21 protein-coding genes and 3 tRNA genes are annotated in these 26,885 nt (G+C 58.2%); 11 read left to right on the top strand and 13 right to left on the bottom strand.

Going from position 1 to position 26,885, the window contains the following annotated elements:
* Positions 1-1,605: a microcin C ABC transporter ATP-binding protein YejF gene (gene yejF / locus CKW09_RS16830; protein WP_061795856.1), complete on the top strand. Its 1,605-nt coding sequence runs from the start codon at positions 1-3 to the stop codon at positions 1,603-1,605.
* An 8-nt stretch (positions 1,606-1,613) separates the two neighbouring features.
* Here the strand turns inward: yejF and CKW09_RS16835 are convergent, their stop codons facing one another.
* The 3 genes from CKW09_RS16835 to rsuA form a co-directional block, all read right to left on the bottom strand.
* The gene (locus CKW09_RS16835) at positions 1,614-1,958 is read right to left on the bottom strand and encodes a YejG family protein (protein ID WP_061795855.1); all 345 of its coding nucleotides are present in this window, start codon (positions 1,956-1,958) and stop codon (positions 1,614-1,616) included.
* A gap of 589 nt (positions 1,959-2,547) precedes the next feature.
* Positions 2,548-3,744 carry a Bcr/CflA family multidrug efflux MFS transporter gene (locus CKW09_RS16840; RefSeq protein WP_061795980.1) on the bottom strand — a complete coding sequence of 399 codons (1,197 nt, stop codon included), beginning with the start codon at positions 3,742-3,744 and terminating at the stop codon, positions 2,548-2,550.
* Between the two features lie 35 nt (positions 3,745-3,779).
* Positions 3,780-4,493, bottom strand: coding sequence for a 16S rRNA pseudouridine(516) synthase RsuA (gene rsuA / locus CKW09_RS16845; RefSeq protein ID WP_061795854.1), 714 nt, complete (start codon positions 4,491-4,493; stop codon positions 3,780-3,782).
* 318 nt (positions 4,494-4,811) lie between these two features.
* Here rsuA and CKW09_RS16850 point away from each other — a divergent pair, with 318 nt between their 5' ends.
* Together CKW09_RS16850 and rplY are read left to right on the top strand one after the other, a co-directional pair.
* Positions 4,812-6,569 (top strand): DEAD/DEAH box helicase, encoded by a 1,758-nt coding sequence (locus CKW09_RS16850; protein ID WP_061795853.1) that lies wholly within the window; start codon positions 4,812-4,814, stop codon positions 6,567-6,569.
* Positions 6,570-6,722: 153 nt separating this feature from the next.
* The gene (gene rplY / locus CKW09_RS16855; RefSeq protein WP_061795852.1) at positions 6,723-7,007 is read left to right on the top strand and encodes a 50S ribosomal protein L25; all 285 of its coding nucleotides are present in this window, start codon (positions 6,723-6,725) and stop codon (positions 7,005-7,007) included.
* 85 nt (positions 7,008-7,092) lie between these two features.
* On the opposite strand, the gene yejK is transcribed toward rplY, so the two are convergent.
* Entirely contained in the window at positions 7,093-8,103 is a 1,011-nt protein-coding gene (yejK, locus tag CKW09_RS16860; RefSeq protein WP_061795851.1) for a nucleoid-associated protein YejK, read from the bottom strand.
* 200 nt (positions 8,104-8,303) lie between these two features.
* On the opposite strand from yejK, the gene CKW09_RS16865 reads away from it, so the two are divergent.
* From CKW09_RS16865 to CKW09_RS16880, 4 genes are all read left to right on the top strand, one after another.
* Positions 8,304-8,531 (top strand): YejL family protein, encoded by a 228-nt coding sequence (locus CKW09_RS16865; RefSeq protein WP_006317912.1) that lies wholly within the window; start codon positions 8,304-8,306, stop codon positions 8,529-8,531.
* Positions 8,532-8,540: 9 nt separating this feature from the next.
* Positions 8,541-10,322 carry an LPS biosynthesis-modulating metalloenzyme YejM gene (gene yejM, locus CKW09_RS16870; protein WP_061795850.1) on the top strand — a complete coding sequence of 594 codons (1,782 nt, stop codon included), beginning with the start codon at positions 8,541-8,543 and terminating at the stop codon, positions 10,320-10,322.
* 78 nt (positions 10,323-10,400) lie between these two features.
* Positions 10,401-10,477, top strand: a tRNA-Pro gene (locus CKW09_RS16875).
* A 172-nt stretch (positions 10,478-10,649) separates the two neighbouring features.
* On the top strand, positions 10,650-11,828 hold the full coding sequence (locus CKW09_RS16880; RefSeq protein WP_061795839.1) for an acyltransferase family protein: 1,179 nt from the start codon (positions 10,650-10,652) through the stop codon (positions 11,826-11,828).
* A gap of 130 nt (positions 11,829-11,958) precedes the next feature.
* Here CKW09_RS16880 and CKW09_RS16885 read toward each other — a convergent pair.
* From CKW09_RS16885 to CKW09_RS16900, 4 genes are all read right to left on the bottom strand, one after another.
* Positions 11,959-12,034: transfer RNA gene (locus CKW09_RS16885), tRNA-Thr, on the bottom strand.
* A 6-nt stretch (positions 12,035-12,040) separates the two neighbouring features.
* Positions 12,041-12,128, bottom strand: a tRNA-Ser gene (locus tag CKW09_RS16890).
* Positions 12,129-12,285: 157 nt separating this feature from the next.
* Positions 12,286-12,615: an osmotically-inducible lipoprotein OsmE gene (gene osmE / locus CKW09_RS16895; RefSeq protein WP_061795838.1), complete on the bottom strand. Its 330-nt coding sequence runs from the start codon at positions 12,613-12,615 to the stop codon at positions 12,286-12,288.
* A gap of 182 nt (positions 12,616-12,797) precedes the next feature.
* Complete coding sequence (locus tag CKW09_RS16900) at positions 12,798-13,265, bottom strand: nuclear transport factor 2 family protein (protein ID WP_061795837.1); 468 nt, start codon at positions 13,263-13,265, stop codon at positions 12,798-12,800.
* Between the two features lie 111 nt (positions 13,266-13,376).
* Between CKW09_RS16900 and CKW09_RS16905 the strand changes: the two genes are divergently transcribed.
* On the top strand, positions 13,377-13,955 hold the full coding sequence (locus CKW09_RS16905) for a TetR/AcrR family transcriptional regulator (RefSeq protein ID WP_095098504.1): 579 nt from the start codon (positions 13,377-13,379) through the stop codon (positions 13,953-13,955).
* On the opposite strand, the gene CKW09_RS16910 is transcribed toward CKW09_RS16905, so the two are convergent.
* From CKW09_RS16910 to CKW09_RS25035, 3 genes are all read right to left on the bottom strand, one after another.
* Entirely contained in the window at positions 13,949-14,365 is a 417-nt protein-coding gene (locus CKW09_RS16910) for a VOC family protein (protein WP_095098507.1), read from the bottom strand. The two genes, CKW09_RS16905 and CKW09_RS16910, sit on opposite strands and share 7 nt — an antisense overlap.
* 151 nt (positions 14,366-14,516) lie before the next feature.
* Positions 14,517-15,629, bottom strand: coding sequence for a porin OmpC (locus CKW09_RS16915; protein ID WP_061795834.1), 1,113 nt, complete (start codon positions 15,627-15,629; stop codon positions 14,517-14,519).
* Between the two features lie 566 nt (positions 15,630-16,195).
* Complete coding sequence (locus CKW09_RS25035; RefSeq protein ID WP_445263841.1) at positions 16,196-16,567, bottom strand: hypothetical protein; 372 nt, start codon at positions 16,565-16,567, stop codon at positions 16,196-16,198.
* A 16-nt stretch (positions 16,568-16,583) separates the two neighbouring features.
* Here CKW09_RS25035 and CKW09_RS16925 point away from each other — a divergent pair, with 16 nt between their 5' ends.
* From CKW09_RS16925 to rcsB, 3 genes are read left to right on the top strand one after another with little or no spacing between them, the layout of a single operon-like run.
* Positions 16,584-17,738, top strand: coding sequence for an MFS transporter (locus CKW09_RS16925; protein WP_095098511.1), 1,155 nt, complete (start codon positions 16,584-16,586; stop codon positions 17,736-17,738).
* Positions 17,739-17,759: 21 nt separating this feature from the next.
* Positions 17,760-20,462 carry a phosphotransferase RcsD gene (gene rcsD / locus CKW09_RS16930; RefSeq protein WP_061795832.1) on the top strand — a complete coding sequence of 901 codons (2,703 nt, stop codon included), beginning with the start codon at positions 17,760-17,762 and terminating at the stop codon, positions 20,460-20,462.
* Entirely contained in the window at positions 20,455-21,105 is a 651-nt protein-coding gene (gene rcsB, locus CKW09_RS16935) for a response regulator transcription factor RcsB (RefSeq protein ID WP_061795831.1), read from the top strand. The genes rcsD and rcsB overlap by 8 nt, the downstream gene beginning before the upstream one ends.
* Positions 21,106-21,159: 54 nt before the next feature.
* Here the strand turns inward: rcsB and rcsC are convergent, their stop codons facing one another.
* Both rcsC and gyrA read right to left on the bottom strand, forming a co-directional pair.
* The gene (gene rcsC / locus CKW09_RS16940; RefSeq protein WP_095098515.1) at positions 21,160-24,021 is read right to left on the bottom strand and encodes a two-component system sensor histidine kinase RcsC; all 2,862 of its coding nucleotides are present in this window, start codon (positions 24,019-24,021) and stop codon (positions 21,160-21,162) included.
* Between the two features lie 144 nt (positions 24,022-24,165).
* Complete coding sequence (gene gyrA, locus CKW09_RS16945; RefSeq protein ID WP_061795829.1) at positions 24,166-26,814, bottom strand: DNA topoisomerase (ATP-hydrolyzing) subunit A; 2,649 nt, start codon at positions 26,812-26,814, stop codon at positions 24,166-24,168.
* Positions 26,815-26,885: the final 71 nt, after the last annotated feature.

Consider the following 26,885-nt stretch of genomic DNA (forward strand, 5'->3'; position numbering starts at 1 on the left):
ATGGCTAGCACTCCACTGCTTTCGATTCAGGATCTCAGCGTCGCCTTCCGACAGGGAGAGGCGCTGGTTCCGGTGGTCAACGGCCTGTCGCTGCAGATAGAGCAGGCCGAAACGCTGGCGTTGGTCGGCGAATCCGGCTCCGGCAAAAGCGTTACCGCGCTGTCGGTGCTGCGCCTGCTGCCGTCGCCGCCGGTGGTCTATCCCGGCGGCGATATCCGCTTCAACGGCGCCTCGCTGCTGCATGCGCCCGAGTCTGAGCTGCGCAAAGTGCGCGGCAACCAGATAGCGATGATATTTCAAGAACCCATGGTGTCGCTCAATCCGCTGCACAACATCGAAAAACAGCTGGCGGAAGTGCTGATGCTGCACCGCGGCATGCGGCGCGACGCGGCGCGCAGTGAGATTATTCAGTGTCTGGATCGGGTCGGCATCCGCAGTGCCAAAACCCGGCTGAAAGATTATCCGCACCAGCTCTCCGGCGGCGAACGCCAGCGGGTGATGATCGCCATGGCGGTGCTGACCCGGCCCAAGCTGCTGATCGCCGACGAACCCACCACCGCCCTCGACGTGACCATTCAGGCGCAGATCCTGAAGCTGTTGCAGGAGCTGAAGCAGGAAATGGGCATGGGATTGCTGTTCATCACCCATAACCTGAATATCGTGCGCCGCCTGGCGGATAACGTGGCGGTCATGCGCGAGGGGCGCTGCGTGGAACAGAACCGGCGCGCCTTGCTGTTCAGCCGGCCGCAGCACCCCTATACCCAACGCCTGCTGGCCGCCGAAGACGTCGGCGAACCGCTGCCGCTGCCTGAACCGCCCCCCGGCGGCGCCTGCCCGCTGCTCAAGGTGGAAGGCCTGCAGGTCCGGTTCCCCATTCGCCGCGGCCTGCTGCGCCGTACGGTAGACTACCACTACGCGTTGAACGGCCTGAGCTTCGAACTACGCGCCGGGGAAAGCGTCGGGCTGGTGGGGGAGTCCGGCTCCGGAAAAAGCACCACCGGGCTGGCGCTGCTGCGCCTGCTGGCCTCTCAGGGCGCGATGTGGTTCGACGGCGAGCCCCTGCACGCGCTCAATATGAAGCAGATGCTGCCCTACCGCAGCCGCATGCAGATAGTCTTCCAGGATCCTTATTCCGCGCTGAATCCGCGGCTGACCGTGCAGCAGATCATCGCCGAAGGGCTGGAGGTGCACCAGAAACTGAGCGCCGAACAGCGGGAGCAACGGGTGATCGCGGCGCTGCAGGAGGTTGGGCTGGATGCGCAATTGCGCCATCGCTATCCCACCGAGTTCTCCGGCGGCCAGCGTCAGCGCATCGCCATCGCCCGCGCGCTGATCCTGCAGCCGCAGCTGCTGATCCTCGATGAGCCGACGTCTTCGCTGGACAAATCGGTGCAGGCGCAGGTTTTGACCTTGCTGAAGTCGCTGCAACGGCGCCACCGGCTGGCCTATCTGTTTATCAGCCATGATTTGCAGGTGGTGCGCTCACTGTGCCATCAGGTCATCGTGCTGCGGCAGGGGGAAGTGGTTGAACAGGGGGATTGCCGGACGATTTTCACCTCGCCCGCGGCCGACTATACCCGACAGCTGCTGCAGCTGGCGGATTAGCGGCGGGATCAGAAAGGGTACTGTGCGCTAAGCTGCTCGGCAATCGCCGCGCCGACGTTTTTAAGCCGGCACATGGTGGCGCTTTCGTCGCTGCGTTGCACAAACAGGCAGGGTTCCCCTTCCCATTCGACGACGGCGCAGTCGACCTGGATCTCCTGCAGCGACAGGTTGAGCTGCTGCATGACCTGCCAGGCCTCGGCCCCTTCATGGCTGAGCAGCTTCAGGCCAATCAGGTTGTTATCTTCGTCTATTCCGCTCAGCGGAATCGGTTCAACCTTGACGCCGGTGAAACCAGATAGCCAACGATAACTTTGCGGCAAGCGATGCACTACCGAAAGTTGGATACTCTCCACATGAAATCCCTAGTTTGAAAAGGTGAAACACTTTTTACCTGACAGGGTTACTAAGTTATAGCCGCTGACCACCGACTCTGCCGCGAACAAATGTTATTTGAATGTAAAATTTGTCACAGTTCGTTAACCTAGCCCTGCGCGTGCTGATGTCATGCTGTTTTTCATGCGCCGTGCGGTGTCGTTTCACGGCATTTTGCGACTCAGCTCGCATTTTTGCGTTATATGTAACCCTTTCCCGCAGCGATCTCAACTCTTTTTTCTTGCAATACGGCTACTTTCTAGCCGCCATAATTTTACATTGCAGAAACATTTAACTTTATGCGCCACCGCGTGCGATACGCCTAATGCGTTGATTTAGCTTGTGACTAACGCAAACCGCCGCCAAACGGCGGGGCCGGAGAATACCCGCGCAGACGGTGATAATCACGCAGGGGAACGCCGCACTTTTTTAACAAAAAGCACACAGTCGCGCTGAAGGACACTTGATTAGCCTGCAAATATTTAGCAACAAACTTTTCATTGCCAACCGGCAGGCCCGCCGGTAGGGCCAGGACCCAAGCCGGCGCTTAGCCCCGGCTTGGGAGGAAAGTCAGGCGGCGCGGTTGCGCGGCCGGCTGGCGTACAGGTAGAACAGCACCGCCACGATGCTGCACAGCGCCATCGAGGAGACCATCGGCCAGGCGCTCTTGCCCGGCGCCAGCGACAGCACCGCCCCCACCAGCGCGCCGATGCTGAAGCGCAGCGTGCCGGCCAGGGAAGACGCCGTACCCGCCATATGCGGGAAATCATCCAGGATCACCGCCATGGCGTTGGAGGAAATCATCGCGATACAGCCCAGATAGACCGCCACGCCGATCACCAGCGCCCAGAAGCCCAGGCCAAGGGCGCTGACCGCCAGCAGCCACAGCCCCATCGCCAGCTGCACCAGCAGCCCCAGGCGGAACATCCTGACCGCCCCCACCCGCCGCACGTTGCGGCTGTTGACCAGCGTGGTCAGGAACAGGAACACGATGTTCAGCGCGAAGTAATAGCCGAAGTGCTGGGGTGAAACGTGATTCAACTCGATATAGACAAAGGGCCCGGCGCTGAGGAACGAAAACATGCCGGCAAACGAGAAGGCGCTGGCCAGCATATAGCTCAGCACCCGCTTGTGACGGAACAGCGAAGCGAAGTTGCCCAGCGTGGTGCGCAAATGGAACTTCTGCCGCCGCTCTGGCGGCAGCGTTTCCTTGATAAACAGCGCCACCAGCAACGAGCCGATCAGCGCCGCGGCACCCATGGTCCAGAAGATGGCGTGCCAGCTGAACCACAGCAACAGCGCGCCGCCGATCATCGGCGCCAGCAGCGGCGCAATGGTCATCACCAGAATGACGAACGACATCATGCGCGAGAACTCGTCCTTGGTGAACATATCGCGCATCAGGGCGTTGATCACCACGCTGGCGGCGGCGGCGGCCAGGCCATGCAGGAAACGCAGGCCGATCAGTTGATCGATAGACTGCGCCATGGCGCAGGCGCAGCCGGCGATGGCGAAGATCAGCGTTCCCCACAGGATCACCGGTTTGCGGCCGATGCTGTCCGACATCGGGCCATAGAACAGCTGCCCGAAGGCAAAACCCAGCATGTAGGCGCTGAGCGTCATCTGCACGCTGCCTGATTCGACGCCAAACTGTGCGGCGATCACCGGCATGCTGGGCAGATACATGTCGATGGCCAACGGCATCAGCATGGAAAGCAGGCCCAGAATAAAAATCAAACCGAGGTGAGATGTCCGGTTCTGTTGCACGTTCAACGACTCCTTAGTCAGCCGCGATAGTCAGTTCAATCCTGCAGGTGCGGCGCACCCACGCTGGCGATTTCTTCTTCGGTGAGCGGGCGGTATTCGCCCGGCGCCAGATCCTCATCCATCACGATGGCGCCGATGCGCTCGCGATGCAGCTCGACCACCCGGTTGCCGACCGCGGCGAACATGCGCTTCACCTGATGGTAACGCCCTTCGCTGATGGTCAAACGCACCAGGCAATCTTCAATCTGCTCCAGCTGCGCGGGACGGGTCAGGTCCTTTTCGTTGTGCAGCTGCACGCCTTCGGCGAAACGCTGCGCGGTATCTTCCGCCAACGGGTGCTCCAGCGTTACCAGGTAGGTTTTCTCGCAGTGGTGTTTCGGCGAGGTCACGCGATGCGACCACTGGCCGTCATCGGTCATCAGCACCAGGCCGGTGGTGTCGATATCCAGCCGACCTGCGGCATGCAGCTTGTAGGCAACCGGTTCATCGAGGAAGTACAGCACCGTCGGGTGATCGGGATCGTCGGTGGAACAGACGTAGCCCTGCGGTTTGTTGAGCATGAAATAACGCGGGCCGTTCTGCTGCAGCAGCGGATTGCCGTCGAACGTCACCTCCTGCTCCGGGGTCAGCTTGAGCGCCCCGCTCTTCACCACTTCACCGTCCACGGTGACGCGTTTGGCCCGAAGTTCGCGCGCTACCAGCGCACGGCTAATACCTAACTGCTGAGATAAAAACTTGTCCAGTCGCATTGGATCTGCTTTGCCTGTCGTTGTTATGATCGCATTGATCGTATTGCCAAAATATGACGCCCCGCCGTTGCACCGGGTGCAAATGGCAGGTTCGAAGGGGAAATCGCGTGGGGAAACAGCGATTGCTGTCACACAAGTATAGCGGCGGAAACCGTCCCCTGACAGGGGTATTTCCGCGCTTCTCGCACCGCGAGCGCTCAGAGGGCATAATAATAGAAATTTTTTGGCCGTCTGGGGAGTAAAATGTCACTGTTTCTGTGGGATCAGATGTTACAAAAGCTGTTCCCGGCGGCCCTTCTCAACTCACGGCGTTAATTTATGGCATTTACCCTGCGCCCCTACCAGCTGGAAGCGGTCGAAGCCACCATCAAACATTTCCGTCAGCACCCCGAACCGGCGCTGATCGTGCTGCCGACCGGCGCCGGCAAAAGCCTGGTGATCGCCGAGCTGGCGAAACGCGCGCGCGGCCGGGTGCTGGTGCTGGCCCACGTCAAGGAGCTGGTGGCGCAGAACCACGCCAAATACTGCGCCTACGGGCTGGAGGCGGATATCTTCGCCGCCGGCCTGCAGCAGAAAGACAGCGCCGGCAAGGTGGTGTTCGGCAGCGTACAGTCGGTGGCGCGCAACCTGGCGCTGTTTGACGGCGCCTTCTCCCTGCTGATTATCGACGAATGCCACCGCATCAGCGACGACGACGACAGCCAGTATCAGCAGATCATCCAGCATCTGCAAAAGTCCAACCCGCAGCTGCGGCTGCTGGGGCTGACCGCCACGCCTTATCGGCTGGGCAAGGGATGGATCTATCAATACCACTACCACGGCTTTACCCGCGGCGACGGCGGCAGCCTGTTCCGCGATTGCATCTATGAATTGCCGCTGCGCTATATGATCAAAAACGGCTACCTGGTGCCGCCGGAACGGCTGGACATGCCGATCGTGCAGTACGACTTCAGCCGGCTGGAGGCCAGAAGCAACGGGCTGTTCAGCGAAGCGGACCTGAACCGCGAACTGAAGCGGCAGGATCGCATCACCCCGCACATCATCAGCCAGATAGTGGAGTATGCCGAAGACCGCAAAGGGGTGATGATCTTCGCCTCCACCGTCGAGCACGCACGCGAGATCCACGGGCTGTTGCCTGACGGCTCGGCGGCGTTGGTCAGCGCCGAGACCCCCGCCGCCGAGCGGGACGCGCTGATCGAGGCCTTTAAACGGCAGCGGCTGCGTTATCTGGTCAACGTGGCGGTGCTGACCACCGGCTTCGATGCGCCGCACGTCGACCTGATCGCCATTTTGCGCCCCACCGAATCCGTCAGCCTGTATCAGCAGATTGTCGGCCGCGGGCTGCGCCTGGCGCCCGGCAAGCAGGACTGCCTGATCCTCGACTACGCCGGCAACCCCCACGACCTGTTCACGCCGGAGGTCGGCGCCAGCAAACCGCACGGCGACAGCCAGCCGGTGCAGGTATTCTGCCCGGGCTGCGGCTTCGCCAACCTGTTCTGGGGCAAATGCACCGAAAACGGCGATATTATCGAGCATTACGGCCGCCGCTGTCAGGGCTGGCTGGAGGACGATGAGGGCCACCGCGAACAGTGCGACTACCGCTTTCGCTTCAAAAGCTGCCCGCACTGCGGCGCCGAGAATGACATTGCCGCGCGCCGCTGCCACCAATGCCAGGCGGTGCTGGTCGATCCCGACGATATGCTCAAGGCGGCGCTGAAGTTGAAAGACGCCCTGGTGCTGCGCTGCGGCGGCATGGCGCTGCAAAGCGGCCGCGACGACAAGGGCGAATGGCTGAAGGCCACCTACTATGACGAGGACGGCACCGGCACCAGCGAACGTTTCCGCCTGCAAACGCCGGCGCAGCGCAAGGCGTTCGACATGCTGTTCCTGCGCCCGCATCAGCGCGCGCCCGGCGTGCCGTTCAACTGGCACACCGCCGCCGACGTGCTGGCCCAGCAGGCGGCGCTGCGCCACCCGGACTTCGTGGTGGCGCGCAAACGCGGCCAATTCTGGCAGGTGCGGGAAAAAGTGTTCGATTATCAGGGCCGCTTTCGCCGCGCCAACGATCTGTATTAACGGCGGCGGCGGGCAGGTTTTCATTGCCCTGCGGGCCGCTTTCCGCTAAAATGCCGCCCGCTTTGCCCGGGTTCGCCCGGCGTTGAAGCAGGTTATCGAACTCGCTACTGGGTCGCCTGTAGCGGGGTAAATTTTCTTTTAAGAGAAAAAACAATGTTCACTATCAATGTAGAAGTACGTAAAGACCAGGGTAAGGGTGCGAGCCGCCGCCTGCGTGCAGCAAATAAATTCCCAGCTATCGTTTACGGTGGCGAAGAAGCGCCAGTTTCCATCGAACTGGACCATGATTCCGTAAAGAACATGGAAGCTAAACCAGAATTCTACAGCGAAGCAGTAACTCTGGTTATCGACGGTAAAGAAACCAAAGTTAAGGTTCAGGCTGTACAGCGTCACCCGTTCAAGCCGAAGCTGGCCCACATCGACTTCGTTCGCGCGTAATCGCAACGTATTCGAGCTTTTCGGGACGCCGAAGTAGAAAACGCCGCAATTGCGGCGTTTTTTATTGTCTGCGATTCGGCCAGGTTTACTTATTGCCGCCGTTCAAACGGCGTTGCAGCTGGTCGCGCAGGTTCGGCGGCGTGCCTTTGATGGTCAGCGTGTCCGTCGCCGCGTCCCAGAAAATGCGCTCGCCCAGCAGCATGGCGTCAAAATTCATGCTGATGCCGCCGCCGCTGCCGGCGAATTTGGTCAGCTGGCGCAGGGTGCCGCGATCCGCCGGGAAGCTGTCTTCCAGCTGGTAGCCCTGCTCGCTGGAGAACTGCATGAAATCCTTCTCGCCGACCGGCGCGATTTCCTGCGACAGCGCCTGCAGCTCGATCTCTTCACCGGCCTGCAGCTGCTCGTTGCAGTAGCTGTACACCTGCTGGCGCACCGACTGGCGCTCGTTTTTATCCAGCTGCGCATCGGCGCAATAATCGTCGACCGCCTGCAGCAGCCCGCGGTTTTGCGCCTTGGTGTCGAGCCCTTCGGCCGCCGCCAGGAAATCCATAAAGAAATCGGACACCTTGCGCCCCACCCGCCCTTTCAGGAAGGTCAGGTAGCGGGTTGACTCCGGGTTGGTTTCCCACTCGGTCAGATCGATGCGCGCCACGATGTCGGCGTGGTTGATGTCCAGATAATGGGTGGTGTTGATATCCAGCTCTTCGTTGACGCGCATGCTGTTGCGGCTGTTCAGCACCGCAATCAGCAAATACTCCACCGCCAGGTAGCGGTATTGACCAAACAGCACCACGCCGCCTTCGGCGAACGGGTACTTGGCTAGCTCATCGCGCAAACGCCCGGTGGCCGCGCGGCTGAACGCCAGAAAGTCCTTGTCGTCCTTGCGGCAGGTGCGCAGCGCTTCCGCCAGTTCGCTGCCTTCGTTGAACAGGCCATAGGCCTTGCTCTTGGCGCTGTAAACGCGATGCAGTTCCGCCATCATCTCTTCCACCGCCGCGTTGGCCGGAAGCAGGGAATCGCGCAGCACCACGTCCAGCGTTTGCTCGTCGCGTTTAACCAACTGGTGCAGAGCGATCTGGTCGATATCCAGACTCATGGTAAATCCTCCTGTTCTTTAGCCGCGTATTCAAACACCGAAGGCTTCGACCTGCAATACCAAAACCCGAAACAGCGCGGGCAATCCGCAAACTCGTCGATGCGGCGACGTCAAGTACGAAAGGGGGCGATAAAAGAGCGGAAAATCACTGCCCTATACGGTAAGATATGGGACTTTGTCAGGTTACTAAGCGCAATCTTATGCCACAATCATCTCGTTACAGTGACGAACACGTTGAACAACTGCTCTCAGAGCTGGTCAACGTTCTGGAAAAACACCATACTCCCACCGATCTTTCTCTGATGGTGCTGGGCAACATGGTAACTAATCTGATCAACACCAGCGTTGCTCCCGCGCAGCGGAAAACCCTGGCGAGATCGTTTGCTGAAGCCCTGCAGGCTTCTATTCGTGAAGATAAAGCGCATTAATACTTACTTATGGTGACAAACCGTCAGCGTTATCGTGAAAAAGTCTCCCAGATGATTAGCTGGGGGCACTGGTTCGCCTTATTCAATATCCTGCTCGCCCTCGGGTTGGGCAGCCGCTACCTGTTTGTCACCGATTGGCCCTCTTCGCTGCTGGGCCGGATCTACGCCCTGGTCAGCCTGCTGGGCCACTTCAGCTTTATCGTGTTCGCCGGCTACCTGCTGGTGATCTTCCCGCTCACCTTCGTGGTGATGTCGCAGCGGCTGCTGCGCTTTATTTCCGCCGCGTTGGCGACCGCAGGGCTGACGCTGCTGCTGGTCGACAGCGAGGTCTTCTCCCATTTCCACCTTCACCTCAATCCGGTGGTGTGGGAACTGGTGGTCAACCCGGATCAAAGCGAGCTGGCGCGCGACTGGCAGCTGATGTTCATCTGCGTGCCGATCATCTTCCTGGCGGAGATGCTGTTCGGCACCTGGAGCTGGCAGAAGCTGCGCAGCCTCAACCGGCAACGTTTCGGCAAACCGCTGGCGGTGCTGTTCATCTGCACCTTTTTCGCCTCGCACCTGATTTATATCTGGGCCGACGCCAACTTCTATCGCCCGATCACCATGCAGCGCGCCAACCTGCCGCTGTCGTATCCGATGACCGCGCGTAAGTTCCTTGAGAAACACGGCCTGCTCGATCAGCAGGAATATGAACGGCGCCTGGTGCAGCAGGGCAACCCGGAAGCCGTGGCGGTGGAGTACCCGCTCAGCGACCTCAGCTACAGCGATAAAGGCAGCGGTTACAACCTGCTGATGATCGTGGTGGACGGCATGCGCCCTCAGGATATGGCGCAGGACATGCCCGCCCTGACCCGCTTTGCGCAGGAAAATGTGCGCTTCAGCGACCACTACAGTTCGGGAAATCATGCCGACACCGGCCTGTTTGGCCTGTTTTACGGCATTTCGCCGACCTATCTGGACAGCGTTCTCGCCGCGCGCAAGCCTTCGGCGCTGGTGAATGCGCTTGGCGATCAGGGCTATCAGTTCGGCCTGTTCTCGTCCGACGGCTTTAACGCCGGCCTGTATCGCCAGGCCCTGTTGACCGATTTCTCGCTGCCGGCGCCGGTCAAACAAAGCGACGAAATGACCACCCGGCAGTGGCAGCGTTGGCTGACGGATCAGGGCAGCCGGGAACCCTGGTTCTCCTATATCAACTTCAGCGGCGCCGAACCGGCCGCCGATGAAAAAACGCCGGCGCCGGCCGACTTCATCCAGCGCTATCGCAGCGGCGCCAAAGAGGTGGACGCGCAGATAGCCCAGGTGCTGGACACCCTGAAACAACGCGGCCTGCTGGAGAAAACCGTGGTGGTGATCACGGCCGAGCACGGCGTCGAATTCAACGACACCGGCAAAGGCCAATGGGGCGCCGGCAGCAGCTTCAGCCAGCCTCAGCTGCATGTGCCGCTGGTGATCCACTGGCCGGGCACCCCGGCGCAGACCATCAATAAGCTCACCGGCCATAACGATGTGATGCGTACGCTGATGCAGCGCCTGCTGCATGTGAAAACCACGGCGAAGGATTATTCGCAGGGCGAAGACCTGTTCGCCGCCCAGCGCCGCAACAACTGGATCGCCACCGGGGACAGCAACCTGTTGGTCATCACCACGCCAACGCAGACGCTGGTGCTGGACAACAACGGCAACTACCGCGCGTACGATAAAGACGACAAAGAGATAAAAGACGAAAAACCTCAGCTTGCCCTGCTGTTGCAGGTGCTGACCGATGTAAAACGCTTTATCGCCAACTAACTGCTTAAAACAAAAGCAATCGGATGGAGAGGCTCTTGCATTAACATCGGGAACAGGTAGTATGATTTTCCATAGCGTCGGCATGTAGCGCAGCCTGGTAGCGCACCGTCATGGGGTGTCGGGGGTCGGAGGTTCGAATCCTCTCATGCCGACCAAAACACCTTTAAAAACCAACCCTTTGCGGTTGGTTTTTTTGTGCCGCCAGAGAAGTGACCGCCATTCCCACAGCCCCGCGCTTCCCGCCAACAGATTCAGAATTGGCCCAGTAAACTCAGCGTATTCCGCATGCTATATTGAACAAAGTTTACCTAAATACTGGGAGCTGTAATGGGGTACGATTCTGAGGGGCACTCTAAGCCCCCTGTTAAAAAATGGTCACAAGAATTAGAAGGGCTACGAGGCCTGGCCTCTCTTTGGGTCGTTTTAGGCCACATATGCATTTTAACCAATTTTCACTTCCCCATCCTTTCCGATCCAGCTATCGGCGTTGATCTCTTCATTCTGCTCTCCGGTTATCTGATGGCGAAAAACTATGTGGAGCGCAAAGAAAAAGAGCCGTGGACCGACTCAGCCACCTTTAAAAAGTTTTGGTTACGCCGTTTTTTCCGCATTGCCCCGCTTTACTACGTATTACTGATTTTCGCCATTGGTTTTGGCAGCTACTTTGGCGAAGCCAGAGACACTATCAGTAGTTTTTATAGCGCCACTCAAACCAACAGCTCGCGCTATAGCGATCATTCATTTTTAAACGTTTTCACCCATGTCAGCTTTATGTTTGGTTTACTGCCGGAGTTTTCATTCAATACCGTCTTGCCTGACTGGAGCATTGGGCTGGAAATGCAGTTCTATTTCCTCTTCCCATTCATCATGTTAGCTGTAATGAAATGGGGCTTTGCGCGCGCCTGCTTTAGCGTTATCGCACTGTGCGCTATCGCCAAGTATCTGCTGCCTGGCTACTTTTCAGCCTTCCCGATGCCATCGATGATCCTGTTCAAGCTGAATCTGTTTATCGCGGGGATGTTTATTGCGGAAGCCATTCGCGGTAAGAGTATCGCCTACCTGGCGTGCGCTCTGGTCGCAGCCTTCGTCAGCCTCTATCTGATGCAAGGCAATCTGAACAAAATGCGCTTCCTGGCGGAAATCGGCATGATCCTGGGGATGGCGGCTATCCTGTGGCCGCGCACCGAAGGGAGCACATGGGCGAACATACTGCGTTTCCCTCGTTGGATTTTAACTAACAAATTCAGCGTATTTATTGGCGATGTCTCCTACTCCGTTTACTTGCTGCATTTGTTAATTGTGCTGCCGGTCATCGCCTACCTGCTGTCCAATACTCAATTTGCGGAACTGCCTTCAGCCGTCAGATTCGTCGCCGCATCCGCGATTATTGTTCCTGTCACCTACGGGATCGCGACGCTGTTGTATCGCTTTATTGAGAAACCGGGCATCAAACTGGGCAAGACCATTATCGGTCGCCAGCAGGCAAAAGCGATAGCCATGCCGTAACCATGCGGACCCTCCGATGCCAAAACCCCGACAGCGCTGTCGGGGTTTTTCTTTAGGCGCTTGCAGAGAACCGCCAGCCGGCAATGACAAAAAGCAAAAAGCCCCAGCATCGCTGCTGGGGCTTCTTTTATGGTGCCGGCTACCGGAGTCGAACTGGTGACCTACTGATTACAAGTCAGTTGCTCTACCTACTGAGCTAAGCCGGCTAAATTTGGCGGAAGGACAGAGATTCGAACTCTGGGAGCTGTTACACTCGACGGTTTTCAAGACCGTTGCCTTAAACCACTCGGCCATCCTTCCAATGGGCGCAGATATTAACGGTACCGTTATGAAATGTCTACCGTTTTCATGAAAAAAAATGCTGCCGAAAGCGCATTTGCTTAAACTTCAGGCCGCTAGCGGTGAAAAAATGAAAAACCCCGCGAAAGCGGGGCTTTTTTGCTCAGCGAGATGCCGATTATTTAGGCTGCGAGTCGTACTCCGAACAGGACTGATAGCCCTTGTTCATCACGTGGCCGGTGTCGTTGTAACTGACAAAATAGGTCTGCACCTTGCCGTCGCGCGGCGCTACCGCATAGGTATCGCAGGTGCCCTGCGCATGAACCAGGGTCGCCGTCGTGGACGGAGGGCCGGCGATTGCCCGCACCTGTTGTTTAGTCATCCCTACTTTTACGTCGCTGACCACCGGTTCATTAACATAACTGGTGGCTCGGTCATACGCAGTACAGCCAGCAAGAATGGAAAATGCCGCCGCTGTGCAAACGGCTAAAACCAGCTTCTTCGTCATAGCTTGTCCTCTTGGAGTGCGTTTATTGTCTCCTAAGTCTAGAAGAAGAAAGACTTTTCGACAAATTTCACTTTATCTATCGGTGCGTTTTTTCTGCGGATGACGCGGCGGGCCACACAGCGAAAATTGCGGCTGACGCTCGCCTCCCCCGTCTTCGACACTGCAGCGGCGCTTAACGGCGTTCAGAATCCAAAATCGCTCAGGGCGGGAACGTCGTCCGGGCGACGACCGAGCGGCCAATGGAAGCGGCGATCCTGCTGGCGGATCGGCATGTCGTTGATGCAGGCGTGCCGGTTGATCATCAGCCCGTCCTGATTGAACTCCCAATTCTCGTTCCCGAAGCTGCGATACCAGTTGCCGGAGTCGTCGCGCCATTCGTAAGCGAAACGCACGGCGATGCGCGCGCCGTCAAAGGCCCACAGCTCCTTGATTAAGCGGTATTCCAACTCTTTCGCCCACTTACGCCGCAAGAATGCGCACACCGCCTGGCGACCCTCGACGAATTCCGCCCGGTTGCGCCAATGGGTGTCAGGGGAGTAAACCTGCGCAACCCGCTCGGGATCGCGACTGTTCCAGGCATCTTCCGCCAGGCGGACTTTTTCGATCGCCGATTCGCGGCTAAAGGGCGGCAATGGGGGTTTGATGCTCATGCGGATCTCCTCGGTTGAAATTATGTAGACAACTCTGTCTACACGTTTACGCTAGCGCACGTAGACAGAGTTGTCTACAATCATTGCAGCTAAAATCTCAGGAGAACCGCCATGTCGATTGCCCCCAAGGCGCCCCCCGCCCGCCAGCGCATCCTGCTGACGGCGCACGATCTGTTTTACCGGGAAGGGATCCGCGCCACCGGCATCGATCGGATCATCAAGGAATCAGGCGTCACCAAGGTGACCTTCTATCGCCACTTTCCCAGCAAGAACGAGCTGATTCAGGCTTTCCTGAACTACCGCCACCAGCAGTGGCTGGCGTGGTTCAGCGGCTCTCTGGCGCGGCATGTCGCTCAATCCGGCGGCCTGCTGTCGGCATTGCCGCTCTGTCTGGAGGAGTGGTTCGGCGATCCGCACTATCGTGGCTGCGCGTTCATCAATACGGCGGTGGAGCTGGCGGACATGCTGCCGGAAAGCCTGCGCCTCGCGCAGCAGCACAAACGGCAGATGGCCGACGAAATTGCCCGTCATCTGCCCGAAGGCCCGGAGCAACAGCCACGGGCGGCCATGCTGGCGATGCTGATCGACGGGGCGATCGTGAAGGTTCAGATTGAGCGGCAGCCGCAGGAAGCGCTGCGGCTGTTGAAAGAAATGCTGCAAACCCTGGCCAAAGGCGGGTTCGCTCAGTAGTTGGCCCAGATGCCCGGCGTTACCAGCTCCAGCAGATGGCCGTCGGGATCGCGAAAGTAAATGCTTTCTCCGCCATGCTCCCAGCGCATCCGTCCTTCGATCTCGACGCCATTGGCCGCCAGCTGCCGCTCCCAGTGCGGCAGCTGTTCTTTCGTCACCGCCAAACCGATATGCAGCGGCCCGGCGCCGTCATGCGCCGGGATATAGCCTTCAGGGTAATGCGCCCCCTTCAGCGAATCTCCTTCGATAAACAGCAGCAGCACGCTTTGGCCGCCCACGTTGTAGGCGCGGAAGCGTTCGTTAGCCACCATCGTCGGCAGCTTCAACACTCGTTGGTAAAAGTCGTCGGCGCGCTCGATATCGCGCACGTACAGCACGGTTTCAATTACCCGTTCGATTTTAAGTTGCATATGACCTCCGGTTCGTCTCTACAGCTACAGCCTAGGCCATCGCCACCGCGCCAGAATGGCAATCGGTGCCGCTCAGAGATCAATCCGTGCCCTATCGCAGGCAAAAAAAACGCGGCCCGAAGGCCGCGCTGTCATATTCACACGCTGTCGCTTAGAACTGGTAAACCAGGCCCACGGCAACCACGTCGTCGGTGTTGATGCCGGCGGATTTGGTGAAGTCGCTGTCGTCCAGCAGGTTGATTTTGTAGTCAACATAGGTGGACATGTTTTTGTTGAAGTAGTAGGTCGCGCCCACGTCAACATATTTCATCAGATCCTGGTCGCCCCAGCCGCGGTCGATGTCTTTGCCTTTAGACTGCAGGTAAGCCACGGAAGGACGCAGGCCGAAGTCGAACTGGTACTGCGCCACGATTTCAACGTTCTGCGCTTTGTTGGCGTAGCCGTAGGTGGTGCTGCCGCTGCTGCCGAAGCGGGTGGCGTTGTAAGACTGGGTGTACATCGCCGCCAGGTAGACGTTGTTGGCGTCATATTTCAGACCGCCGCTGTAGGCGTCAGCCTTGTCGCCGCGCCCCAGGATGCCCGGGTTGTTGTTGCCGTTCTGCTCGTTGGTACGGTCGGAAGAGAAGTAAGCCGCCGCGGCGCTGATGCCGTAGCCCAGGTCGTAGGTCGCGGACATGCCGTAACCGTCGCCGTTCTGCGCCAGCACGTCACGGCCATTGTTGGACTCGGTGGCGCTGTCGTTTTTACCCTGATACTGCAGGGCAAAGCTCAGGCCGTCCACCAGACCGAAGAAGTCGTTGTTGCGGTAGGTCAGCACGCCGTTAGCGCGTTGGAACATGAAGTTGTCCGCGCCGTAGGTGTCGCCGCCGAACTCAGGCAGAACGTCGGTCCATGCACCGATGTCGTACAGCACGCCATAGTTACGGCCGTAGTCCAGAGAGCCGTAATCGCCAAACTTCAGGCCCGCAAAGCCAACGCGGGTGAAGTTGTTGTTGTCTTCGCTTTCAGCGCGGTTGAGGTTTGCCTGATATTCCCACTCGCCGTAACCGGTCAGTTGGTCGCTGATCTGAGTTTCGCCACGCAGGCCGAAACGCATATAAGACTGGTCGCCGTCGGACCCGTTATCATCGGAGAAATAGTGAAGACCATCGATTTTACCGAACAAATCCAGTTTATTACCGTCTTTGTTGTAGATTTCCGCCGCGCCAGCCGTGCCTGCAACCAGCAGTGCGGGTACCATCAGGGAGAGTACTCGAAGTTTCATCGTTATTATCCTCATTAATTATGTCGAGCTATGGCCACTGCCCTTCTGAGCATTATTAGCGCGACTGTGCATTACCATTCTGGTAACAAGGTTTATATTAATCCAGAAAGAAAATGATACCAAGTATCCGATAGTGTTTCATTGTAATTATGAAAGGTTTCAAAATGTAAATACGCGCGAACTTTCACAAAACATTACAGACAAACAAAATAAAGCACATAATGATAAAAAATAGATTAACAGACAAAAAATCATGCAGTTATACAAAACTTTAAGAAAAAAAAGCTAACCATACAATCTTGGCGACCAATAAGCACATTGTGCCAAAACGCCCGCTGAGCTCCGACGCTATAATCACCTCGCTATCATCATTATTTTCATTATTACCTTCATTATCGAAAGATAATTTCTATACCTTTTAACCGGCTTATGGCCGGTTTTTATTTTCTCCACATTTACCTCACAATTCGGCAACCGCGCCGATCCCGACCAAAACAAATAACCCGATGATATTATTCCGCTAATTAACTTCCGCACTAATAGCTAATTTTTCTGGCTATTTTAGGCTACAAGTTAACCGCATTTGCTTTGGCAAAAAATTCTCCGCCGCCGTTTCCCCGCTTAACGGGATGATTTAAGGTTATATTGGCAGCGCCGCCGCGCTTCTGGCAGCCTGAAAAAAACCAGCATGTCCGCAATAAGCTCATTGATGATATTCCAACCCGACCGGCTGTGGCTTCGGCTGCCTGGCCAAATGGCACGGCATCCCCCAGGGGCAAGCGCTGGATCAACGGCAGAAGGACTATATCGTGCAGGTGATCGCCCTGTGGCTGGTGCGCCGGGGCGGAGCGCAGCGCGATGACAGCGCGAATCTTTTCGACCCGGATCGCGTATTGTGATAAAAACAGTCCATAACTTTCAGCCGGCATTTTCACCATAGATCCTGACGCCTACATGACTTCCACCTTGTGCAATGAACAGCAAACTCCCGGCGTTCCTCAACAGATCGCCACGCGCCTGGCTTTTTTTGTCGCCGGCCTGGGCATGGCCGCCTGGGCGCCGCTGGTGCCGTTCGCCAAGGCGCGCATCGGCCTTGACGACGGCTCGCTGGGCCTGCTGCTGCTGTGCATTGGCGCCGGCTCGATGCTGGCGATGCCGCTCACCGGCTTTTTGACCGGCAAACTGGGCTGCCGCCCGGTGATCCTGCTGGCCGGGCTAGCCTTGTGCATCGATTTGCCGCTGCTGGTGCTGATGGACTCCATCGGCGGCATGGCCGTGGCGCTGCTGCTGTTTGGCGCGGCCATCGGTATGATAGACGTGGCGATGAACGTGCAGGCGGTGATCGTCGAACGCGCCAGCGGCAAAGCGATGATGTCCGGCTTTCACGGATTTTTCAGCGTGGGCGGCATTGCCGGCGCCGGCGGCGTCAGCATCTTGCTGTGGCTGGGGCTGTCGCCGCTGCTGGCGACGCTGGCTACCGTGCTGGTGGTTTTCGCTCTGCTGGCGCTCGCCAGCCGCAACCTGCTGCGCGAAAGCGGCGCCAGCGAAGGCGGGCCGATGTTCGTGCTGCCGCGCGGCTGGGTGATGTTCATCGGCATACTGTGCTTTATCATGTTCCTGGCGGAAGGCTCGATGCTCGACTGGAGCGCGCTGTTCCTGACCACCCTGCGCGGCGTCGAACACAGCCAGGCCGGCTTGGGCTATGCCCTGTTCTCCATTACCATGACGATCGGCCGGCTGAACGGCGACCGGGTGGTGAACGCCCTGGGCAGGTATCGGGTGCTGCTGCTGGGCAGCCTGTGCGCCGCAATCGGTCTGAGCCTGGCCATCGTCTTCAATCACGCCACCGTTTCGCTGATCGGCTTTATGCTGGTCGGCCTGGGCGCCTCCAACGTGGTGCCGATCCTGTTCAGCGCGGCGGGCAATCAGCACGATATGCCGGCCAACCTGGCGATCGCCTCCGTCACCACCGTGGGCTATGCCGGCATCCTCGCCGGGCCGGCGTTAATTGGTTTTATCGCTCAGTTCTCCAACCTGACGGTGGCCTTCGCCTGCGTCGCCGCGCTGCTGCTGGCGGTCACCGCCAGCGCCAGAGCCATCACCCGCTGATTCAGGAATGCGCAGCCATCTATGCAAAACAAACAACTGACCATCAGCTCAAACAATATTACCCGCAGCTTCCTGCTGTTTATCGTGCTGCTGCTGATCGGCATTGGCCTGTACGGCTACAACTACACCAACGCCTGGCTGACGGAAAAGAAATACGCGCTGAACAACATCGCCACCGCGTTGCAGAAACGCATCGACACTTACCGTTATATGACCTACCAGGTCTATGACAAGTTCGGCAACGCGCCGTCGCTGAGCCTCGATCCCAGCCTGCAGGAAACCCGGCTGCGCCCGGATGTCTACTACGTCGAAAAGCCGCACAAGAAAACCGATGCGGTGATTTTCGGCAGCCACGACGACGGCACGCTGGCGATGATCGCCAATATCTCGGCCTATCTGGATACCTACTGGGGCGCCAAAACCGAGAATTACGCCATGTATTATCTCAACGGCCAGGATAACAGCCTCAGCCTGATCACCACCCAGCCGTTGAAAGAGCTGGCCTCGCGCTTCAGGGAAAGCTATCTGACCACGTCGGCGGAGGATCGGCGCGCCGAAATGCTGCAGCAAGCCAACATGCTCGACGAACGCGAGAGCTTCTCCGCTTTACGCAAGCAACGTTTCCAGAACGCCTACTCGTTCTCGATCCGCACCACCTTTAACCAGCCGGGGCATCTGGCCACGGTGATCGCCTTCGATCTGCCGATCAACGACATCATCCCGACCAATATGGCGCGCTCAAGCTTCCTGCTGCAGCCCGACGATGTCGACCTGGACGACAGCGTCATACCGGCGGAAACCGCCCTCGGCACCGGCGTGGCGATGGACGGCAGCTGGGTAGAGTTCAGCGCGGCGCTGCCCAATGCGCCGCTGAAGGTGGTTTATCGCGTTTCGGCCCTCAATCTGGCCATCGATCTGCTGCGCAACAATATCTGGCTGATCGTCATCAACCTGCTGCTGCTGGGGCTGTCGATGATGAGCATCTATTTCATCCGCCGCCAATACATCCGCCCCAGCGAGAGCATGGCGGTGGAGCTGGAAGCCGAACGCGCGCTGAATCAGGAGATCATCGCCAGCCTGCCCTCCGGCCTGCTGGTCTACAACTTCGCCAGCAATGCGGTGATCGCCAGCAATAAAATCGCCGAGCACCTGTTGCCGCACCTCAGCCTGCAAAAAATCGCCCATATGGCCGAGCAGCACCACGGCGTGATCCAGGCCACGGTGAATAATGAAGTCTATGAAATCCGCATCTTCCGCAGCCAGCTGTCGCCGGAAACCTACCTGTTCCTGCTGAACGATCAGGACAAAGAGGTGATGGTCAATAAACGGCTGCAGCAGGCGCGGCGCGAATACGATAAAAACGTCCAGGCGCGCAAGCTGATGCTGCATAACCTGGGCATCGAACTGAACCAGCCGGTGCGCCAGATGCACGATCTGGCCGATCGCCTGCGCCACCAGCCGGATGAAGAGCAGCGCCAGGCGCTGCTGAATCAGCTGACGGCGGAGTCGTCCTCGGTGCTGGGGTTGATTGAAAACATCACCCTGCTCACCCGCCTGGAAACGCAGGACTGGCAGCCGTCGCGGCAGCCATTCAACCCGGCGGCGCTGATCGACGAGCTGCTGCTGGAGGCGTTGCCCGCCATCAATCAGAAAGGGCTGGCGCTGTTCAACCATTTCCACCTGGATGTCGCGCAAAATTACATTGGCGACGCCAATGCGCTGCGCAAAGTTATCTCGCTGCTGGTGCATTACGCCATCATCACTACCGCCTGCGGCAAGATTTCGCTGGTGGTCGACCATGAGCCCGAGCACCCGGACCGCCTGATATTCCACATTAACGATACCGGCTCCGGCATCTCCAACGAGGAAATCAGCAACCTCAACTACCCGTTCCTCAGCCAAACACTGGTGGATCGCTTTAATCAGGGCTCCGGCATCACCTTCTTCCTGTGCAATCAGCTGTGCAAAAAGCTCAACGGCCAGTTGGATATTCGCAGCAAGGTGGATATCGGCACCCGCTATACCATCCGCGTCGCCATGGAGATGGAAAAGAAAGAAGCGGAAGAGCAGGAAAAGCTGCTCGACGGCGTGACCGCCCTGCTGGACATTACCTCGGAAGAAGTGCGCGGCATCGTCACCCAACTGCTGCAGGCCTACGGCGCCAGCTGCATCGTGGCCGACGATCGCCAGATCAACCGCGATTACGACGTACTCTTGACCGATAACCCGCGGCGGGCGGATGATTACACCCTGCTGCTGACCAGCGATGAAGCGGGCTGGCAACAGCTGGAAAAACGTTACATCCGGGTAAACTATAACCTGAGCGGCGCAATGATCGACGCCGTGCTGATGTTGATCGAGCAGCAAATGGCGGCGCTGGAGCAGGAGGAAAACCTGCTTTCGCTGACCGCCGATGACATCCAACTCTATGAAAAACAATTGAAATCAAGCGATTACTATGGTCTGTTTGTCGATACAGTACCCGCTGATGTCAAAAAACTGTATACTGAGGCGGGCAGCAGTGATTTCAACGCTCTGTCGCAAACCGCACACCGCCTGAAAGGCGTGTTTGCCATGTTAAATCTGCTTCCCGGCAAGCAACTGTGTGAGTCGTTAGAACAGCACATCGCGGACGGTGATGCGCTCGAGATCGAGAATAACATCAGTCAGATTGATTTTTTCGTCAGCAGACTGCTGGAGCAAGGTAACCAACAACATGAATAACCTGAACGTAATTATTGCTGATGACCATCCTATCGTACTGTTTGGCATCCGGAAGTCACTTGAGCAAATTGAATGGGTGAATGTCGTTGGGGAGTTTGAAGACTCAACCGCACTGATCAACAATCTGTCCAAGCTGGACGCCAACGTACTGATCACCGACCTTTCGATGCCGGGTGATAAATATGGCGACGGCATTACGCTGATTAAATACATCAAACGCCACTATCCGCAGTTGTCGATCATCGTGCTGACCATGAACAACAACCCGGCGATCCTGAGCGCCGTGCTGGATCTGGACATCGAAGGCATCGTGCTGAAACAGGGCGCGCCAACCGATTTGCCCAAGGCGCTGGCCGCCCTGCAGAAAGGCAAAAAGTTCACGCCGGAAAGCGTCTCCAAACTGCTGGAGCGGATCAGCGCCAGCGGTTACGGCGACAAGCGCCTCTCGCCAAAAGAGAGTGAAGTGCTGCGCCTGTTCGCCGAAGGTTTCCTGGTCACCGAAATCGCCAAGAAGCTCAACCGCAGCATCAAGACCATCAGCAGCCAGAAGAAATCGGCGATGATGAAGCTGGGCGTCGAAAACGACATCGCGCTGCTCAATTACCTGTCCTCCGTCAGCATGACGCCGCTGGACAAAGACTGATCGCCCAGGCGCTCAGCCTAAAAAAGGCACGGCATCCGCCGTGCCTTTTGCTTTTCAGGCATCGGTACGGTCGCGCCGCACCTGCTGGCTGTAATACGCCAGCGTCTGCTCCAGCGTTTCCAGCGTTACCGGCTTCGACAGACAGTTATCCATCCCCGCTTCGATACAACGCTGCTTCTCTTCCGCCAGCGCATTCGCCGTCACGCCGATCACCGGCGCAGTGAAGTTCATCTGCCGCAGGCGCTGGGTCAGGCGGTAACCGTCCATGTTCGGCATATTGACGTCGGTCAGCACGATGTCGACATCCTGGTGCTCCAGCACGCCGAGCGCATCCACGCCGTCGTTGGCGGTCACGACCTGATAACCCAGCGAGCTGAGCTGATCGGACAACAGCCGACGGTTGATCGGGTGATCGTCGACCACCAGCAAATGGATATCGCCATTGTCCACCGCGCTGGCCTTGGTCGGTACCGGCAGCTGCATCAGGGCCTGGCCGCCTTCACCGCCGACGCCGAACAGCCGGTTGAGCAACGCCAGCGTGTCGCGCGGTGTGGAGGTACTGTGCATCCAATAGCCCGGCCGGGTTTCCAACGACGGGCCAATGTGCTCGGTCGAGAACTGGATCTGCGCCAGCAGCGGCGTATTGACCATGATCGGATGGTCGCTGAGCATCACCTCGCCGGCGGCGGTATCCTGCCCTTCATGGCGCAGCACCCTGGCGCCGTAGCCGCCGAGGATCTCCATCAGGTAGCTCTCCAACCGCTGATTGCGGATATCCAGCCACAGCGTTTTGCCCTGCCAGGTGTCGCTGGCCTGCGGGATCGGGAACTGGGCGTTGAACAACGGAATGCGGATGCTGAACAGGCTGCCCAGGCCGGGTTCGGATTCGACGGCGATATCGCCGTCCATCAGGTTGATCAGCTTTTCGCAGATCGCCAACCCCAAACCGGTGCCCTGAAAATGGCGCTGAACGCCGGTGCCGACCTGGAAGAACGGATCGAACAGGCGGGTGATCTCCTTTTCCGGAATGCCGACGCCGGTATCGCGCACGCTGAATTCCAGATAGCTGCCGCGGGTGCACACCTGCAGGACGATGCAGCCGGTATCGGTAAATTTGATGGCGTTATTCAGCAAGTTGGACAGCACCTGCTGCAGCCGCACCGGGTCGCCATAGATGCGCTCCGGCACGTTTTGTTCGATAAAGCAGTACAGCCCCAGCCGCTTTTTCACCACCAGCGGCAAATAGTTGCCGGCGATATGGGTGATCACCTCCAGGCAGGAAAACTCGCGCGGTTCAATTTTCAGCTGCTCGGATTCGATTTTTGAGAAATCGAGAATATCGCTGATGATCTTCAGCAGCAGGCCGGAAGAGTTGTTCATCGCATTGACCAGGCGGTCGACGCCCTGCGGCAACGCCTTGGTTTGCAACAGGTCGAGGTTGCCGATAATGCCGTACAGCGGCGTGCGCAGCTCGTGGCTGACGGTGGCCAGGAACATCGACTTGGACTGGCTGGCCTGCTCCGCCGCCGCCGCCATCTCCTGCAACGACTCTTCCATTTTCACGCGGGCGCTCACGTCCACCAGCACGCAGATCGCCACGTCTTCGTTGCGGTAGCGCGAGTGCACGAAGCTGATTTGCAAATTATTGTTATTGCTGGTCATGACGTCGACAAAGTTCGCCTGCTGCTCGCAAATGATGCGCGTTATGCGATCCCGGTCTTCGTGCGTCAGCAGGTTGATGTAATTGTGCGCCAGCTCGTTGCTCAGAATGTTGGTGCCGTCGCTGATGCGCAGGATGCAGATGCCCACCGGTGCGGAAGCGACAATCTTGTGGTTGAACTGCTCATGCTCCTCCAGCCGGAAAGCGTTTTCCTCCGCCGGCAGGAACATTTTGCGTTCAAACAGCCAGGCCAGCGTGAACAGCACCACGGCCGACAGCAGGTTCAGCAGCAGCGCATTCAGGATCAACACCTTGAAACGCTCCACCACGCTCTTCACCGGCAGCGCATAGACGATGCTGAGCGTCGACGGCGGCAGCGCCTTCTTCATGATCAGATCGCGGTAGTTGTCGACATAGCCGAAATACGCATGCTCGTCGGGGTAGCTGTTGAGCGACGCGGCGTACCTTTCGCCATCCGCCAGACGCAGCACCGGCTCGTTGTTCTCATCCAGCAGAGTGACGCCGATCGGCAGATTGCCCGCGGTGACGAAATCCTCCAGCCTTATGGTCTGCTCAATGCCCAGCAGCGCCTCCAGCTTGTTGCCGATATAGATTGGCGTCAGCACATACAGGTAGCCGACGTCCGGCCGCTGTTGGCTCGGGCTGATCCAGTACAGGTTGTTGTCCTTGTCCTGGTTCTTGGCGTTGCGGTACTTCAGGATGCGTTCGTGCAGGGATTTCAGCACGTTCTCGCGGTTGGTCACCGCGTTGCCGCCGCCGAATTCCGCCATGCACAGGCTGTCGCCGCCGATAAAGAACACCCGGTTGAGGTCGTAAGCGGCGACGAAGTTCTCTTTCCAATACTGGATCAGCCCGCTCAGCGAATCCAAAGAGGTGCGGTAGGCGGTATTCAGCGTACAGTTGGATTCCGGATACAGCGGGTAAAACTGCGGCGGGCTGCCTTTACCGGGAAAAACGCCGCTGAACATATCGATGCTGCTGACCGAGCCATTGAGGCGATTTTCCGCCATGTACTTGATGTCGCGAATAATATCGGCAGAGTGGCGGATATAACCCTGCGCCTGATCGAAATCCAGATTGTACTCTTGCCGGATGTCCGATTCTTTTTGATGCAGGATGTTCAGAATATAAAAGGTGGTGAGCAGCGCCCCCAACGACCACAGCATAATCGCCAGCACCCGGAACAAATAGCGGGATATTTTCAGCGTAGTTCGGAAAGAGGCTAAATATTTCAATCGGATACCATACGAAAGTAAGTGGCGGCGCGCGCGTTCACAACGGAACCGCAGCCTGCGGTTTGGCCCGCCAATTAAACCATATAACTGAAAAAGGGCCTAGCATCGCTGCCAGGCCCTTTTGTCTCAATGATGTTTCAGCCTTTAGGCGTTGTCATCATCTGCATCATCTGCGATATCCGCATCGTCGCCGTCGTCCAGCGGCGTCGCGTCTTCTTCCGCCGCTTCCGCGCCCGGCTCAAGACTGTCCAGCTCTTCGTCTTCCACCGGCTCGGCTACGCGCTGCAGGCCGACCACGTTCTCGTCTTCCGCAGTGCGGATCAGCGTCACGCCCTGGGTATTACGGCCCACCACGCTGACTTCCGACACCCGGGTGCGCACCAGCGTACCGGCATCGGTGATCATCATGATCTGATCGGTGGTTTCCACCTGCACGGCGCCAACCACCTGACCGTTGCGCTCGCTCACCTTGATGGAGATAACCCCCTGGGTGGCGCGCGATTTGGTCGGGTACTCGGTGACCGCGGTGCGTTTACCGAAGCCGTTCTGGGTCACGGTCAGGATATCGCCTTCACCGCGCGGCACGATCAGCGAGATCACGCTGTCGCCTTCGCCCAGGTTGATGCCGCGCACGCCGGTGGCGGTACGGCCCATCGAACGCACCTGCGTTTCCGGGAAGCGCACCACTTTACCGTTGGCGGAGAACAGCATCACTTCGTTGCTGCCGTCGGTCAGATCGACGCCAATCAGCTCGTCGCCCTCGTTGAGGTTAACGGCGATGATGCCGGCGCTGCGCGGACGGCTGAACTCGGTCAGCGCGGTTTTCTTCACGGTGCCGCTGGCGGTCGCCATAAACACGTGGCGCCCTTCCTCATACTCGCGCACCGGCAGAATGGCGGTAATGCGCTCGTTGGCTTCCAGCGGCAGCAGGTTGACGATAGGGCGACCGCGCGCGCCGCGACTGGCTTCAGGCAATTGATACACCTTCATCCAGTACAGGCGGCCACGGCTGGAGAAGCACAGGATCGTATCGTGGGTGTTGGCCACCAGCAGGCGATCGATAAAGTCTTCTTCCTTGATGCGGGCGGCTGACTTGCCTTTGCCGCCGCGGCGCTGGGCTTCGTAGTCGGACAGCGGCTGATATTTCACATAGCCCTGGTGCGACAGCGTAACCACCACGTCTTCCTGATTGATCAGGTCTTCGATATTGATGTCTGAGGTATTGGCGGTGATTTCGGTGCGGCGGCCGTCGTTGTATTGCTCTTTGATGGCCACCAGCTCTTCGCGGATCACTTCCATCAGGCGGTCCGGGCTTTCCAGAATAAAGATCAGCTCAGCGATAAAGTTCAGCAGCTCTTTATATTCGTCCAGCAGCTTTTCGTGCTCCAGGCCGGTCAGTTTCTGCAGACGCAAATCCAGGATCGCCTGCGCCTGTTGCTCGGTCAGGAAATACTTGCCGTCGCGGATGCCGAACTCCGGCTCCAGCCACTCTGGGCGGGCGGCGTCGTCGCCGGCGCGTTCCAGCATGGCGCTGACGTTGCCGAGATCCCACGGCTGGGCTACCAACGCCACCTTGGCTTCCGCCGGGGTCGGCGCGCGACGGATCAGTTCGATGATCGGGTCGATGTTGGCCAGCGCGATGGCCAGCGCTTCCAGGATATGGGCGCGATCGCGGGCTTTACGCAGCTCGAAGATGGTACGGCGGGTCACCACTTCACGGCGGTGACGCACGAAGGCCTGCAGAATGTCTTTCAGGTTCAGCAGCTTCGGCTGGCCCTGATGCAGCGCCACCATGTTGATGCCGAAGGTCACCTGCAGCTGGGTCAGCGAGTACAGGTTGTTCAGCACCACCTCGCCCACCGCGTCGCGTTTGACTTCGATGACGATGCGCATGCCGTCTTTGTCGGATTCATCGCGCAGCGCGCTGATGCCTTCGACGCGTTTTTCTTTCACCAGCTCGGCGATCTTCTCGATCAGACGCGCCTTGTTCACCTGATACGGGATCTCGTGAACGATGATGGTTTCGCGACCGGTTTTGGCGTCGGCTTCCACTTCCGCGCGCGCGCGCAGGTAGACTTTACCGCGCCCGGTGCGGTAGGCCTCTTCGATGCCGCGGCGGCCGTTGATGATCGCCGCCGTCGGGAAGTCCGGCCCCGGAATGTGTTCCATCAGGCCTTCGATGCTGATGTTTTCATCATCGATGTAGGCCAGGCAGCCGTTGATGACCTCTGACAGGTTATGCGGCGGAATGTTGGTGGCCATGCCCACGGCGATGCCCGACGAGCCGTTGACCAGCAGGTTCGGGATCTTGGTCGGCATAACGGCCGGGATCTGCTCGGTGCCATCGTAGTTAGGCACGAAGTCGACGGTTTCTTTTTCCAGATCCGCCAGCAGTTCGTGAGCAATCTTGGACATGCGCACTTCGGTATAACGCATCGCCGCGGCGGAGTCGCCGTCGACGGAACCGAAGTTACCCTGACCGTCCACCAGCATGTAACGCAGTGAAAACGGCTGAGCCATACGCACGATGGTGTCGTAAACCGCGCTGTCACCGTGCGGGTGGTATTTACCGATCACGTCCCCGACGACACGGGCCGATTTCTTGTATGGTTTATTCCAGTCGTTACCCAATACACTCATCGCGTACAGAACGCGGCGGTGAACCGGCTTCAGTCCATCACGAACATCTGGCAGCGCACGTCCGACAATAACGGACATCGCGTAGTCCAGATACGAGTTTTTCAACTCGTCTTCGATGTTTACCGGTGTGATTTCTCTGGCAAGGTCGCTCATGGAGCTGCTATCCCTCTACTAATGATTCATCTGCCCGCTGCCATAGTGGCAAAGGTGTAAAACTATATCAC

This window comes from Serratia ficaria (assembly GCF_900187015.1).
GTDB classification, from domain to species: Bacteria; Pseudomonadota; Gammaproteobacteria; order Enterobacterales; family Enterobacteriaceae; genus Serratia; species Serratia ficaria.